This window comes from Qipengyuania sp. MTN3-11 (genome assembly GCF_042851825.1).
Taxonomy (GTDB): domain Bacteria; phylum Pseudomonadota; class Alphaproteobacteria; order Sphingomonadales; family Sphingomonadaceae; genus Qipengyuania.
Genome location: NZ_BTGM01000002.1, coordinates 181,856 through 196,400, shown reverse-complemented (window position 1 = coordinate 196,400; position 14,545 = coordinate 181,856). Strand labels below are relative to the sequence as shown.

Below are 14,545 nucleotides of genomic sequence, written 5' to 3'. Positions count from 1 at the left end.
GGCGGCCTTCCGCAATTCCTTGAAATCCGCTGTCGGCGTCCTGGCGCTGGCGCATTCGGCTCTCGTCCTGGCCCAGGATACTGCGCCTCCCAGGCTCGAGGACCTGATTCCCGACAGCGCGGTGGAGAACCCCGACGACTGGGCCCAGCAGGGCGTGGAAGGTGAGATCGAGGAGGTCGCACCGGAAATCGAACCGGACACGCCGATCGGCCCGCTGCCGGGCGAAACTCTGGCCTGGCCGGACGAGATCGAACTGCCGCCGCTCGATTCCCTCGAGCCCGAGGAGGACATCGAGTTTGCCGATCTGGACATCGCCGGGCCGGAAGTGACCTTCGCGGATGCGGAGACCCGGCAGATCACCGACGAGCTGATCCTCGGCTTCCCCCAGCTCGAACCGCCATTCACCGAAGACGGCGATTTCATCGAGCGTTTCGCAGCGCTCTCGACGATCCGCGAACTCGACAGCGACGAGGACAATCTCGCCCAGCTGGCCGCGCGCGCCCGCGAGGACGAGGAACTGCTGGGCGAGCTGCTGCGGGTCTACGGCTATTACGACGGACGCATCGTGCGCAGCATCGGCGGGGTCGAACCCGGCGAGGACCGGTCCGAGACCCGGCCGGTGGTGCGTTTCGACATCATCCCCGGCGAACGGTTCACCTACGGTGCGATCGATCTCGGCAATCTGGCGAGCGCGCCGGACGCGGGCGTCCTGCGAGACAGTTTCGAGATCCAGCCCGGCGATCCGCTCAACAGCGACAAGATCGTGGAAGAACAATTCGATCTCGACCGCATGCTGGGCGAAACCGGCTATCCCTTCGCAGCGATCGACGCGCCGCAGCTGCTGATCGATCACGAGCGGACCGAGGGCGATCTGACGCTGGCGGTCGAACCTAACGGCAAATACGTCTTCGGCGAGGTCACCAGCAACGATCCGCGTTTCCTCTCCGGCCGTCATTTCTCGACAATCGCCCGTTTCGATCCCGGCGATGTCTATCAGCGAAGCCTCCAGTTCGATCTGCGCCGCGCGATCACCGCCACCGGGCTGGTCTCGTCGGTCACGGTGACCCCGCGCGAGGTTCAGCCGCCGCAAGGGGACGAGCCGGGGGTGGTGGCGATGGACGTCGCCGTCGAGCGAGCCGAGCTTCGGACCATCGCCGGGGCCATCGGCTACGGTTCGGAAGAGGGCTTCCGCATCCAGGCGAGCTGGGAGCACCGCAATCTCTTCCCGCCCGAAGGCTCGCTCCGGCTGCGCGGGATCGCCGGGACCCAGGAGCAGCTCGCCGGAGTGACCTTCCGCAAGAACAATTTCCGCGGCCGCGACCGGGTGCTCACGGTCGATGCCTTCGCCACCACGATCGACAGCCCCGCATTCGACGCCAATACCGTCTCGCTGATCGCCAATTACGAACGGCTCTCGACCTTGCTTTTCCAGAAGCCGCTGAGCTGGTCGGCGGGGATCGAGCTGGTCGCCACCGACGAGCGGCCGCCGGTGGTGAACGGCGTGGTTCAGCCGCGCCAGACCTTCTTCGTCGCCGCACTTCCCCTCTACACGCAGCTCGACACCAGCGATGATCTGCTCGATCCGACACGCGGCTTCAGGCTCTCGGCGCGGCTTTCGCCCGAGGTTTCGCGTAGCAACGGCATGCAGAGCTTCTATCTGCGCGCCCAGACCGACGGCAGCTATTACCAGCAGATCAACGACCGCGTGGTTCTCGCCGGGCGGGTGACCTACGGGATGATTCCCGGCGCGCCGCTTCAGGCTATCGCCCCGTCGCGGCGCTTCTATGCCGGCGGCGGCGGCTCGGTCCGCGGTTACGGCTTCCGCGAGATCGGCCCGACAAATGCGCTCGGCGAGCCCTCGGGCGGGCGCTCGTTGGTCGAGGTTGCGGCGGAGGCGCGCATCCGCACCGGCTTCTTCGACGGTGCGCTGTCGGTGGTGCCCTTCGTCGATGCCGGCTCGGTCAGCCCGTCGGTCACTCCGGACTTCGACGAAATCAAGATCGGCGCCGGTATCGGCGTGCGTTACGCGACCGGTTTCGGGCCGATCCGCGTCGATGTCGGGGTGCCGCTCAACCCCGATCCGGACGATTCGCCGGTGGCGGTCTACGTCTCGCTCGGGCAGGCCTTCTGATGGCGGGCGAGGGCGAGACCGACGATCTGCCGGACGGCGAGCTTGATGGCGCGTTTGACAGCGAGTCCGAGCGCGAACCGCGCCGCCGTTCGCGCGTGTTCGGACGACTGGGCAAGGTCGGAAAATGGACGCTCGGGATCGTCGCAGCTTTGGTGCTGCTCGTTGCCGGGGCGGCGGTGCTGCTCAACACGCCGATCGGCGAGCGCTTCCTCGCCAGCCGGATCGCCGCGACCACGCTGCCCAACGGGCTCAACATCCGCATCGGCCGGATCGAGGGCAATCTCTATGGCCGGGCGGTGCTGCACGATGTGGTCCTGTCCGATCCGCAAGGGCAGTTCCTCACCATTCCGCGCGCAGAGGTCGACTGGAACCCCGGAGCCTGGCTCAGCAACCGCCTGGAGATCGACGAGTTCGCCGCGCGCCGCGCAACGCTCACGCGCATTCCGGAATTTCTTCCGAGCAAGGAGGACGGGCCGATCCTGCCCGGCTTCGACATTTCCGTGGACCGGCTCGAGATCGACAATCTCACGCTCGCGGCGGGGATCGCCGGCGATGCGCCGCAGACGGTCGATCTGCTGGCGGAAATGCAGGTCGAGGACCGGCGGCTTATGGTCGCATCGCGCGGCTCGCTGGGGTCGGACGACCGCTTCGCCTTCAACATCGACGCCGAACCCGACGGCGATGTCTTCGATCTCGGGCTCGACTACCGGGCCAGCGCCGACGGGGCACTCGCCGGCCTGCTCGGGCTGGACGAAGCCTATCGCGCGCGGATCGTCGGCGACGGGACCTGGACCCGCTGGGACGGGGCGCTGGTGGTGCGGCGCGAGGACGAGCGCTTCGCCGCCCTGAAGATAACCAACCGGTCGGGCCGCTTCGGCCTGCTCGGCGAGATCGATCCGGGTGGCCTGCTCGGCGGCACGCTCGGTTCGGCGCTGGGCGAGACGGTGGCGCTGAAGGCCGAGGCGACGATCGAGGACCGCCGGTTCGACGGCGAATACGCCCTGCGCGGCCGGGCGCTCGCCATCGATGCCGAGGGCCTGATCGACCTTGCCGACAACCGGGTCGAGACCCTCTCGCTCGATGCGCGGCTGACCGATCCGGCGCTGTTCGGCGACGGCCTGCTGATCGAGGACGCGCGCCTGCTGGCCACCGCCGGCGGCAGTTTCGACGACCTGACGATCGAACATACGCTCCAGCTCGAACGGCTGGTCAGCGGCGACACCGAACTCGCCGGGCTGACCCAGCGCGGCATCGCCATTTACGACGGGTCGCGCTGGCGGTTGCCGCTGGCGGCCACGGTGGAGCGGGTCGCGACCGGCAACGATCTGCTCGACCCGCGGCTGGTGCGCGGCCGGCTCGATGGCGAGATCGTGCTCGCGGGCGACCGGCTGCTGTCTGACGATCTCCGCATCGCCTTTCCCAACACGACGGCCGCGCTGGCGCTTCGCGGCGACCTTTCCGCCGGCACCTACCGCGTCACCGGAGACGTGCGCGCGCGGCAGCTGGTGCTCGATCAGGTCGGACGGACCGACGGCTCGGCCCGCATCGATCTGACGCTGGGCGGTGCGACCCCTTGGCAAATGCGCGCCAATGTCGCGGCGCAGATCTCGCCGGTCAGCAACGACACCGTCGCCAACCTCGCCGGCGATCCGATCCGCCTGCGGGGCGGTATCCGCATCGGCGCCAACATTCCGCTGGTGTTCAATGATTTCTCCATCGCCGCGAGCCGGCTCACCGCCCGGCTCGACGGACGGGTCGAGGACGGGCGCACGACGATCGCCGGGTCGGGCCGTCACGTCGAATACGGGCCTTTCACCATCGAGGCGGCGCTCGACGACAGTGGGCCCAATGCCGTGCTGGTCTTCGCCGATCCCCTGCCTGCCGCGGACCTGCGCGACGTCCGCGTCGCGATCTCGCCGACCGACGAGGGTTTTCGCATCGAGACCGAGGGTCAGTCGCTGCTCGGCCCCTTCGACGGGTTGCTGGGTCTCTATGTCCCTGCAGGCGGGCCGACGCGTATCGACATCGAACTGCTGACGGTGACCGACACGCAGGTGCGCGGCGATCTCACCCTTCTCGACGGCGGGGTCGCGGGCGATCTGGCGCTCTCGGGCGGCGGGCTCGACGGCACGATTGCCCTCCAGCCGCGCGGGTCCGGCCAGGGTGTCGACATCGCGTTGCGGGCGCGCAATGCGCGCTTCGGCGGAACTTCGCCGATCACCATCGCGCGCGCGAACATCGAAGCCGAGGGCCTGATTGCCGAGGGCAACACCACCTTTTCCGGCACGGCGCGGGGCGCGGGACTGAGTTACGGCACGCTGTTCCTCGGTCGCTTCGCCGCGCAGGGTCAGTTGCGCAACGGGGTCGGCCAAGTCGATGCGTCGGTCGCCGGCCGTCGGGGTGGCAGCTTCCGGCTCGACCTCAACGCCGGAATCACGCCCGAACGGATCGCGCTCGCGGCGCGCGGGCAATTCGCCGGCAATCGCATTTCGATGCCGCGGCGCGCGGTGCTCACCCGGCTCGACGACGGCGGCTGGCAGCTGGCGCGCAGCCAGCTCAATTACGGCGACGGCGGCCTGATCGCCAGCGGTCGCTTTGGCGGCGGGCGGACCGCGCTCGACCTGCGTCTGGCCGGGATGCCGTTGTCGCTGGTCGACGTCGCGGCAGGCGATCTCGGTCTCGGCGGGACTATCTCGGGGATCATCGAGTACGGTGTCGGCCCGGGCGGGCTACCCCGGGGGACGGCGCGGGTGAAGGTCGACGATCTGACGCGCTCCGGGCTGGTCCTGTCCTCGCGTCCGGTCGATCTCGCGTTGGTCGGAGAGCTGGACGAGGATTCGCTTGTCGCCCGCGCGGTGCTGCAGAACGAGGACATCCGCCGAGGCCGGATTCAGGCGAGCATCACTGGCCTGCCGCGAAGCGGGGACCTGGTGCAGCGCCTGCGGGCGGGGCGGCTCGACGCCCAATTGCGCTATCAGGGCGCGGCGGAGAGTCTGTGGCGCCTCGCCGCCGTCGATGCCTTCGACCTCACCGGACCGGTGTCGGTCGCCGCCGATGCCACCGGATCGCTCGCCAATCCACAGGTGCGCGGATCGATGGCGAGCGATGACCTGCGGGTGCGCAGCTCGCTGTCGGGCACCGATGTGCGCGACGTCACCGCGCGCGGCCGGTTCTCCGGCTCGCGGCTGCGGCTGACCCGCTTTGCTGGCTCGACGGCCAACGGCGGGACGGTCAGCGGCAGCGGCATCGTCGACCTGCAGGGCCTGGGCGAGCGGGTCGAGGGCCGCTTCACCGAGGTCCGCGGGCCGACGCTCGATCTCAGGGCCTCGGCCAAGAACGCGCGGCTTCTCAACGCCAACGGTCTCAGCGCCACGATCACCGGGCCTTTGCGGATCGTCTCGAATGGATTGGGCGGGACCATCGCGGGGCGGGTGCGGATCGACCGGGCCAGCTGGCGGCTCGGCACCGCCGCCGAGGACATGCGCCTGCCGCGCATCAGCACCCGCGAGGTCAACCGTCCCGACGACGTCAGCCCCGAAGCCACGGCGAGCCGCCCTTGGCGCTATCTGATCAACGCGCGCGGCCCGAGCCGGATCGACGTCGATGGCATGGGCCTCGACAGCGAATGGGGGGCGGATATCATCCTGCGCGGCACCACCGCCGATCCCCGCATCGGCGGCGAGGCGGAGGTCGTTCGCGGTTCCTACAGCTTCGCGGGAACCCGGTTCGAGATCACGCGCGGGCTGATCGAATTCGACGAGAACGAACCCATCGATCCCCGGCTCGACATCCGCGCCGAGACCGAGGCGGACGGGATCGACGTCGAAGTCCGCGTCGGCGGCAATGCCCAGGAGCCGGAGGTATCCTTCACCTCGACCCCGGCGCTGCCCGAGGAAGAAATCCTCGCGCGGCTGCTGTTCGGTGGCTCGATCACCTCGCTCTCGGCGACCGACGCGCTGCAACTGGGGGCGGCGCTGGCGAGCCTGCGCGGCGGGGGCGGGCTCGACCCGATCAACCAGCTGCGCAGCGCCATCGGCCTCGACCGCCTGCGGATCGTCTCGGCCGACCCGGCGCTCAATCGCGGGACGGGCGTGGCGCTGGGCAAGAATTTCGGGCGCCGGTTCTATGTCGAGCTGATCACCGACGGCCGCGGCTACAGCGCGACCGAAGTCGAGTTCCGGGTGACCAGCTGGCTTTCGCTCCTGGCTTCGATTTCCACCATCGGCCGCGAGAGCATCGTCGCCGAAGCCAGTCGGGACTACTGACCCGTAAGCGGCGTTTCGGCTTCGGGGACGAGCACGGTATCGATCGGAATGACGGTGCCGTTGCTGGCGGCGAGTGCGGGGCCGGCAAAGCGCGCCGAAGCGCCACTGCTGTCGGTGATCGTAATCGCCTCTTCTTCGCGCGAGAAGGTCACGGTGCCACCCCCGTAGGTGGTCATTTCGACTGCGCCGTCCTGCTGCTCGATGGCCGTGGCGATCGCCTCCGGGGTAACATGGCCCGGCAAGATGTGCTCGCGCAGCACGCCGACCAGCATCGGGCGCTGTCCTTCCTCGAGCAGCAGATCGCCCCGTGCGCCCAGCGCCTCGAACGCCGCGTCTTCGGGCGCGAGTAGCGTGTAGATACCGGAGCCGTCCATCAGGGAAGACAGGCCTGATTCCTCCACCGCCTCGCGGATTCGATCGGAATCTTCCATATTGCCCAGCACACCCGCCAGCGTGTCGTTGCTGTCCTCGACTGTCGCGGTCTCGCCGTTATCCGCATCGGTCGCCACCGGACCGCAGGCCCACAGCATGATTGCGGTCATGCCCAGCGTCGCCAAGGCTCTCATCGGTTTGGGGGAAGTCATCCTGGCCATTCTCTCCTCAGCCCAGAAGGTCGATGGCAGCCGACACGATCTGTGTCGTCGGGTCGATCTCGTAAACATAGCCGTCCGAATAGCGGTATTGGGCTTGCGGGGTGTCGTAATAGCGGTCGCGCTGCGAATAGGGCACGTTGTAGACGTCGTAGCCGGCCGGGGCCGGCTGCCCGACCACGAATTCGTCGCCGGTAAGCAAGGCGGCGATCGACTGGATCGCCGATGTCCCGGGATCGACCCGGTAGATCACATCGTCGGCGTAACGATAGCTTTCCGGCCCACCGAGCCCGTAATAATCGACGTAATAGTCCGGCACCCGGTAACTTTCGTAGGATTTGGGCCAGATATTCCCGAGCGCCAGTGCCCCGCCCAGCAGAGGCAGATAGCTGGCGATGCCGCCATCGTTTCCGAGCTGGAGGAGGTATCCGTCGTCGTAATAATAGGGCCCGTCGTCGAAACCGCTGTAGCCGAAATATCGCGGGCGGTAGCTGGTGCCGAACACGGTGCGCCGGTCGCGGACCTGGCCGGGCGGTGTGCAGCCGTTCCGTCTCGCCGCGAGACCGGGAGGACAGCCGGAAATCAGGTTTGTCCGGGCTCGGTGCAAAGAAAATACTTCGCCACGACCAACGTGGGCGGCGGGATAATGCACACGATCACCCCGAAAATCCCGGGAAGAGCCTCGATGCGATGGCGGGCCGTCCGGGGGGCGTGCGGCTGATTTCGCAGCTGGGCGCTGGTCCGGCCGTTTCATATCTGCATCGCCGCGCGAGGGCACACGACTATCGGGAGGGCGCCTTTCGTCCTGGCGTTCGGGAGACCATCCCGGTTGCCGACCCTTCTCTGGCGGTCGATCCGGAGTGGCTGCCGGACCCTTCTGCGCTGCGGGAGGCGATCCCGGCCGGCCTTTCTCGTTGCCGCGGCCTTTCTCCTGAGCCGGAAGCGATGATCCGACCATCATGGCGAAGGCCGCGGCGCCTATCGCCAAATACTTCATTTGTTAACTCCTGTGCATGGAGCAACGGAATCCCGGCAGAGCGGTTCCACCAATCGTCGCACTGGCGCCAACGCGAGGGGCCGGGTCGCGTCATCCGGATCGGTAGAGGGCCGCCTCTGCCGCGCGGCGGCGGACCAGTCCCCTGAGGACCCGACCACCGGCGTGCTTCCACCGGGCGAACTCGCCCGCGGCACCCGCGTGATCGCCCGCTCTGTGCCTGCGCGTCAGGGTAGCGCGGGCGATGGCCCCGGTGTTGTAGTGGAAGCTCACCAGCGCATCGAATTGCGCCTGTGAGGTCGGCGCGCCATCGAGAGCTTCGATCACTTCGGCCGCGTATCGCTCGAGATCTTCCTCCAGCCGCGCATCGCACCGTTCGCGCGTCCAGACCGTCGCCGGACCGATGCCGGCGCCGGTAGCACCCCAGCCGATGGTCCAGGGTGCCCCGCCGGTGCCCGGATCGGGATAGGCCTCGACCAGGTCATCATTTCGCACCCTTGCGCAACCTTCGAAGCTCTTGATGAGTTCGACGCCTTCGGGTCCGATGCGATGCCCACTTTGCACTTCGGGCCTTGCGCCAAGCGCGGCATCGAGAGCGTCGTCGATCCTGTCCACCTCGCTCTGCCGGAACGGGCGTCCGATCAGGCGGCGGAGGTAATCGAACAGGGGCTTGCGGTTCATCGGCGGGCCTCGACGGGAGATTGAGGCAGGCGAACTAGGCCGGAAATGCGTGTGTAGGAAAATGCTTTCTCTCGAGGCTTCCGGGGTGCTCTAGAGGGGTGACAAGACCTCTTGACTGACAAGAACTCTTTACTGTAAAGAGGGCTTTACAGGAAACGGAGTGATTCGGGTTGAACAATCGGGTGAGAACGCACCGCGAAGCGAAGGCTTGGAGCCAGGGCGAACTCGCCCGCAGGCTCGGTGTTTCGCGGCAGACCGTCAATGCGGTCGAGACCGACAAATACGATCCCTCCCTGCCGCTGGCACTGCGCATGGCGAAACTCTTCGACGTGGCGGTGCCGGACCTTTTCCTCGATGAGTGGGAGCCGAAAGAATGATGCAGATCGAACAGGCGCCTCGAGGCGCTTCGCAGACGACCAGGTGGGGTTCGCTCGCCTTCAAGGTAGGCACTGGCGCGATAGCCGGATTTTTTGGGGCCCTGGGACTCCTGACGCTGATGGGCAGCGGGGCGCTTGGAACGCTCGACCCTTCGCGGGAAATCGCAGCGCTGGTTGGCCTGATCTACCTTCTGTCGGCTGCAGTGGTGGGTTTGGGGCTCCTATCGCCCGGGATCGGGGCGCGTCTGCTCAATGTCGAGGATGCGGCGGAAATCGGCGAGATGCGCGCGATGCTGGTTTGGAGCACAGCAGGCACGTTCGCGATCGCCGCGGTCTTCATGTTCGCCGCCTTCGCGGCTCCGGCCGGAACGATCCCAGCGCCCTGGGCCCTTGCCGGGATCGTCGTGTCGTTCGCTCTTGCCTGGTATGCCGGTCACCGCCAGCGGCGTCACGTCGACGAATTGATGCGAACTGTTTCTTCGGAATCGGTGGTCCTCGCATTTTACCTGTCGGTGATGTTCGGCGGGGGATGGGCATTGCTCTCCCATCTCGAAATGGTCGCCGGCCCGAGCCCGATCGACTGGTTGAGCATGTTCGGCGGGTTCATGCTGCTGGCCTGCTTCGTCGTGATCGTCCGGCGGGGAATGGTCCGCGCGGGCTGAACGTCGTCCCGCCACAAAAAAGGGGCACCCGGTTCGCGCCGTGTGCCCCTTTCTTCGTTCCGCCTTCCGGCGCGCGGGTTGCGCGTCAGGAACTGTAGTACATGTCGTATTCGACCGCGCATGGCGTGGTTTCGACCCGCAGGACCTCTTCCCACTTCAGCTCGGCATAGGCGTCGATCTGGTCCTTGGTGAAGACATCGCCCTTGAGCAGGAATTCGTGGTCGGCTTCGAGCGCCTCCAGCGCCTCGCGCAGCGAACCGCATACGGTCGGCACGTCGGCGAGCTCGGCCGGGGGCAGGTCGTAGAGGTTCTTGTCCATCGCCTCGCCGGGATGGATCTTGTTCTGAATCCCATCGAGCCCGGCCATCAGTAGCGCCGAATAGGCGAGGTAGGGATTGGCCATCGCATCGGGGAAGCGGAACTCGACCCGCTTCGCCTTCTCGCCCGCGCCATAGGGGATGCGGCAGGACGCCGACCGGTTGCGCGCGGAGTATGCCAGCAGCACCGGCGCCTCGAAACCCGGGACCAGCCGCTTGTAGCTGTTGGTGGTCGGATTGGTGAAGGCGTTCAACGCCTTGGCGTGCTTGATGACGCCCCCGATGTAATACAGGCAGTTGTCGGACAGGCCGGCATAGCCGTTGCCGGCGAAGGTCGGCTTGCCGTTGTCCCAGATCGACATGTGGGTGTGCATGCCCGACCCGTTGTCGTCCTTGATCGGCTTGGGCATGAAGGTCGCGGTCTTGCCGTAGGCATGCGCGACCTGATGCACGACATACTTGTAGATCTGCATGTTGTCGGCGGTCTCGACCAGGGTCGAGAAGGTCAGGCCCAGCTCGTGCTGCGCGGCCGCGACCTCGTGGTGGTGCTTGTCGCAATTGAGGCCCATCTCGATCATTGTCGAGACCATCTCGCCGCGGATGTCGACCGCGCTGTCGACCGGGGCGACGGGGAAATAGCCACCCTTCGCGCGGGGACGGTGGGCCATGTTGCCGGCCTCGTATTCGCGTCCGCCATTGGTCGGCAACTCGATGTCGTCGATCGCGTAGCCCGAGGCGGCGTAGCCATCCTCGAAACGCACATCGTCGAACATGAAGAACTCCGCCTCGGGGCCGACATAGACCGTGTCGCCCACGCCGACAGACTTCATGTAGGCCTCGGCGCGCTTGGCGGTGGTGCGCGGATCGCGCGCGTACCATTCGCCGGTCGAGGGTTCGACGATGTCGCAGAAGACGATCATCATCGGTTCGGCGCTGAACGGATCGACATAGACCCGCTCGAGATCGGGCTTCAAGATCATGTCGCTCTCGTTGATCACCTTCCAGCCGGCGATCGAGGAACCGTCGAACATCAGTCCGTCCTCGAACTCGTCTTCGGTCAGGATTTTGGCGACCATGGTCAGGTGCTGCCACTTGCCCTTGGGATCGGTGAAGCGCAGGTCGACCCACTCGATGTCCTCGTCCTTGATGCGTTTGATGATGTCGCCTGCTTTTGCCATTTTCGGTCTCCGTAGGGATTGAGTGGATCGGGTGTGGGCCGGGCTTGTGCCGGGCCCGCGAAGTCAGATCGCGGCGTCGTCCTTTTCGCCGGTGCGGATGCGAAGTGCGCTTTCGATGGTGCTGACGAAAATCTTCCCGTCGCCGATACGGCCGGTCTGCGCGGCGGCGGCGATGGCCTCCACGGTGCGCTCGGCCAAATCGTCGCCGACCACGACCTCGAGCTTCACCTTGGGCAGGAAGTCCACGACATATTCCGCGCCGCGGTAGAGTTCGGTGTGGCCCTTCTGCCGGCCGAAGCCCTTGGCTTCGGTCACGGTGATGCCGGAAACGCCGATTTCGTGCAGAGCCTCCTTCACCTCGTCGAGCTTGAAGGGCTTGATGATCGCTTCGATCTTTTTCACGTCGCTGGCATTTCCGTTTCTGAATATCTCGTGGTCGGGAAGCCCCCGTCCGGGTTTACGTCTTCGCGCCCACACGCGTTCCAAGAATCATGCCAAGAGCATGGGCCGTTTTTGCCGGGGAGGGAAGGGCGCGCACGGAAAGGATTGCTCATTTTCGTGGCTCCCTCTGCCTAATTTTCGGGCAGCCTCAACCCGCTGGTCGCGGGCAGGTCGCACATGAGGTTGAGGTTCTGGACCGCGGCGCCGCTGGCTCCCTTGCCGAGATTGTCGAGCCGCGCGACGAGGCGGGCATGTCCGCTCTCGGTATTCCCGAAGACGAAAAGCTCGAGTTTGTCGGAGGGCACTGCATCGCGTTCCAGGAGGAGCTCGAGGACATCGCTGTCCGGACGAACGGAGACGACCTTGGAGCCCTCGTAGAACTCCCTCAGCACATCGCGCAGGGCATCGGGCGTCGGCTCGCCCTCCATGGCGCCGAGGTGCAGCGGAACCTCGAGGATCATGCCGCGATAGGCGGGCACCACGGCGGGGGCGAAGATCACATCGTGTTCGAGCCCGGCGTGGGCCTTCATCTCGGCCCGGTGCTTGTGCGCCATGTCGAAACCGTAGGCCCGGAAGGCGGGCGCGCCATCGGCCTCGAACCGCTCGATGAGTGCCTTGCCGCCGCCCGAATAGCCGCTGACGGCATTGACGGTGAAGGGCCAGTCGGCGGGCAGCAGTCCGGCCCGCAGCAGCGGCACGACGAGGCCGAGGAAACCCGTCGGATAGCACCCCGGATTGCTCACCCGCCGCGCTTGGGCGACGCGCTCGGAACCGACGAGTTCGGGGAAACCGTAGCACCAGCCCTCCGCGGTGCGGTGCGCGCTGGAAGCGTCGATGACCCGTGTTCCTTGTGCCGGGTCGATCAGTTCGACGGCCTCCCTGGCGGCATCGTCGGGCAGGCAGAGGATGGCCACGTCGGCCTCGTTCAAGGCTTCGCGCCGCGCCGCCGCATCCTTGCGCCGGGAAGGATCGAGCCGCAGGAGTTCGAATTCCTCGCGCTCCTCCAGCCGATCGAGGATTTCGAGCCCCGTGGTCCCCGCTGCGCCGTCGACGAAGATCCTATGCGCCATCGTGGCTCGCAAGATCGCCGGTAGGGACATAGCCGCTCGGTCCCTCGGGCCCGCGGGCGACCCAGGCCCAGGCGCCGGAATAGTCCAGTACCTCGATGCTGGAACCGCCGGCGAGCCGTTCGACCTCTTCGGCTTCCTCGCGCGGCGACAGGCGCATATGCGACCCGGCGCTACCGATCGTACGATGGGTGGGGATCACGTAATGCGCACACAGATATCGGCCTGCGAGGGCGATATGCGCGAGGTCGCCGCGCAGGGGCAGCGTTCCGGCCGCGGGCCGTTCGACCGGGTCGGTCAGGCCGACGCCATCATCCGGTAGTTGGTAATCGATCGGCACGCTCACCTGGCGCTTGCTCACCCCTGTTGTCGGTTCGCGCCGCGCTTAGCGGGGGGTCGGTCCCCCGGCAAGTCGCGCTCCCGCCTAGGTCCCGGAATATCGCGCCCGGAGCATGTGCCATGCGGCGCGCAGGCCATAGGCCTCGCCGCCCTTGGGCCGCCCTGGCTTGGCCGTGGGTCGCCAGGCGTAGGTGTCGAAATGGGCCCAATCGATCCCGTCTCCCACGAATTTGTCGAGGAACAGCCCGGCGACGCTGGCCCCGGCAAAGGCGTTGCCGTGGGCGTTGTTTGTATCGGCGATGTCGGAAGCCAGCCACTCGCCATAGGCTTCGGGCAGGGGAAGGCGCCAGGGCTGATCGTCATGCGCCTTGCCCGCCTCGACAAGCGCCTGCGCGGTCTCGTCCCGGCGAGTCATCAGGGCGGGGAGTTCCGGGCCCAGCGCAACCCGCGCCGCGCCGGTCAGCGTGGCGAAGTCGATGATGAGGTCGGGGTTCTCCTCGCTAGCCCTTGTCAGTGCATCGCCCAGGATCAGCCGCCCCTCGGCATCGGTGTTGCCGATCTCGACCGTCAGTCCCTTGCGGCTCCTCAGCACGTCGCCGGGGCGGAAGGCGTTGCCCGCGATGGCATTCTCGACCGCCGGCACCAGCAGGTGGAGCCGCACCGGCAGGCCGGCACCCATGATCAATCCGCCGAGCGCCAGCGCATGGGCCGCGCCGCCCATGTCCTTCTTCATCAGCAGCATACCGTTGGCGCTCTTGACGTCGAGCCCGCCGGAATCGAAGCAGACCCCCTTTCCGACAACCGCCAGCACCGGATCGCCCGGCTTGCCCCAGGTCAGGTGCAGCAGCCGCGGCGCATGGCTGCGTGCGGCCGCCCGGCCGACGGCATGGACCATCGGGTAATCCTGCTCCAGCGTGTCGCCGCGGACCACCGTCAATTCGGCCTTGTGCGATTTGGCGAGTGCCTCCGCCTGTGCCTCCAGCGTGGCGGGCCCCATGTCCTCGCCCGGCGTGTTGACCAGGTCGCGGACCAGGCAGACCGCCTTGGCTTCGGCGATCGCGGCGTCGATCCGGCCCGTCTCCCTGGTCACGAGGACGCGCGGACCGACGGGCTTCTCCGGCTTCTTGTAACGGTCGAAGACATGCTGTGCGGTCTGCCAGCCATGGAGTGCGGGGCCCGGATCGCGGCCTTCGAGACGATAGGTGCCCTGCGGAAGCGCCTCGGCCAGCTTGGCGAGGCACCAGCTCGAAAGCTTGTCCGGATCGGCGACGCCGCCGACCGCGAACCAGCCGTCGCCGTCGGGAACGATGCCGGTCTGATAACCGCCGCCGTCGAATCTCTGCGCTTCCAGCGCCGCACGCTGGCCCGCGTTGAGCGATTTCGCCCAGGCGCCGAAGCCGTCCTTGTTCACGAGATGGATGGCAATCGCTTCCTGCCCGCGATCGGGCTGGATTAGCGGTTCGCTGTCGGCCATAATTCTGTCTGCCCCGTCCTGCTTGTTCT

At 67.0% G+C, this 14,545-nt stretch carries 12 protein-coding genes; 4 read left to right on the top strand and 8 right to left on the bottom strand.

The genetic code is table 11. From position 1 onward, the window contains the following. Positions 1–19 precede the first annotated feature (19 nt). Together ACGHN1_RS08220 and ACGHN1_RS08215 are read left to right on the top strand one after the other, a co-directional pair. Positions 20–2,131 carry an autotransporter assembly complex family protein gene (locus ACGHN1_RS08220; RefSeq protein WP_390550190.1) on the top strand — a complete coding sequence of 704 codons (2,112 nt, stop codon included), beginning with the start codon at positions 20–22 and terminating at the stop codon, positions 2,129–2,131. After that, the gene (locus tag ACGHN1_RS08215; protein ID WP_390550187.1) at positions 2,131–6,396 is read left to right on the top strand and encodes a translocation/assembly module TamB domain-containing protein; all 4,266 of its coding nucleotides are present in this window, start codon (positions 2,131–2,133) and stop codon (positions 6,394–6,396) included. The genes ACGHN1_RS08220 and ACGHN1_RS08215 overlap by 1 nt, the downstream gene beginning before the upstream one ends. Here ACGHN1_RS08215 and ACGHN1_RS08210 read toward each other — a convergent pair. The 3 genes from ACGHN1_RS08210 to ACGHN1_RS08200 form a co-directional block, all read right to left on the bottom strand. Then, complete coding sequence (locus ACGHN1_RS08210; protein ID WP_390550185.1) at positions 6,390–6,980, bottom strand: fasciclin domain-containing protein; 591 nt, start codon at positions 6,978–6,980, stop codon at positions 6,390–6,392. The genes ACGHN1_RS08215 and ACGHN1_RS08210 overlap by 7 nt on opposite strands. Positions 6,981–6,996: 16 nt before the next feature. Further along, positions 6,997–7,491: a hypothetical protein gene (locus tag ACGHN1_RS08205; RefSeq protein ID WP_390550183.1), complete on the bottom strand. Its 495-nt coding sequence runs from the start codon at positions 7,489–7,491 to the stop codon at positions 6,997–6,999. A gap of 582 nt (positions 7,492–8,073) precedes the next feature. Beyond that, on the bottom strand, positions 8,074–8,661 hold the full coding sequence (locus ACGHN1_RS08200) for a lysozyme (protein WP_390550181.1): 588 nt from the start codon (positions 8,659–8,661) through the stop codon (positions 8,074–8,076). Positions 8,662–8,831: 170 nt separating this feature from the next. Between ACGHN1_RS08200 and ACGHN1_RS08195 the strand changes: the two genes are divergently transcribed. Both ACGHN1_RS08195 and ACGHN1_RS08190 read left to right on the top strand, forming a co-directional pair. Further along, entirely contained in the window at positions 8,832–9,038 is a 207-nt protein-coding gene (locus tag ACGHN1_RS08195) for a helix-turn-helix transcriptional regulator (RefSeq protein ID WP_390550179.1), read from the top strand. Continuing rightward, the gene (locus ACGHN1_RS08190) at positions 9,035–9,700 is read left to right on the top strand and encodes a hypothetical protein (protein ID WP_390550177.1); all 666 of its coding nucleotides are present in this window, start codon (positions 9,035–9,037) and stop codon (positions 9,698–9,700) included. The genes ACGHN1_RS08195 and ACGHN1_RS08190 overlap by 4 nt, the downstream gene beginning before the upstream one ends. Positions 9,701–9,785: 85 nt before the next feature. On the opposite strand, the gene glnA is transcribed toward ACGHN1_RS08190, so the two are convergent. The 5 genes from glnA to ACGHN1_RS08165 form a co-directional block, all read right to left on the bottom strand. Further along, a complete protein-coding gene (gene glnA / locus ACGHN1_RS08185) occupies positions 9,786–11,195 on the bottom strand; it encodes a type I glutamate--ammonia ligase (RefSeq protein WP_390550175.1) in 1,410 nt (469 codons plus the stop codon). A 63-nt stretch (positions 11,196–11,258) separates the two neighbouring features. Then, positions 11,259–11,597 (bottom strand): P-II family nitrogen regulator, encoded by a 339-nt coding sequence (locus ACGHN1_RS08180; protein WP_390550173.1) that lies wholly within the window; start codon positions 11,595–11,597, stop codon positions 11,259–11,261. 170 nt (positions 11,598–11,767) lie between these two features. Then, positions 11,768–12,706 carry an N-acetyl-gamma-glutamyl-phosphate reductase gene (gene argC / locus ACGHN1_RS08175; RefSeq protein ID WP_390550171.1) on the bottom strand — a complete coding sequence of 313 codons (939 nt, stop codon included), beginning with the start codon at positions 12,704–12,706 and terminating at the stop codon, positions 11,768–11,770. Then, positions 12,696–13,064 (bottom strand): hypothetical protein, encoded by a 369-nt coding sequence (locus tag ACGHN1_RS08170; protein ID WP_390550169.1) that lies wholly within the window; start codon positions 13,062–13,064, stop codon positions 12,696–12,698. The genes argC and ACGHN1_RS08170 overlap by 11 nt, the downstream gene beginning before the upstream one ends. Positions 13,065–13,127: 63 nt before the next feature. After that, positions 13,128–14,516 (bottom strand): leucyl aminopeptidase family protein, encoded by a 1,389-nt coding sequence (locus tag ACGHN1_RS08165; protein WP_390550167.1) that lies wholly within the window; start codon positions 14,514–14,516, stop codon positions 13,128–13,130. Positions 14,517–14,545 lie beyond the last annotated feature (29 nt).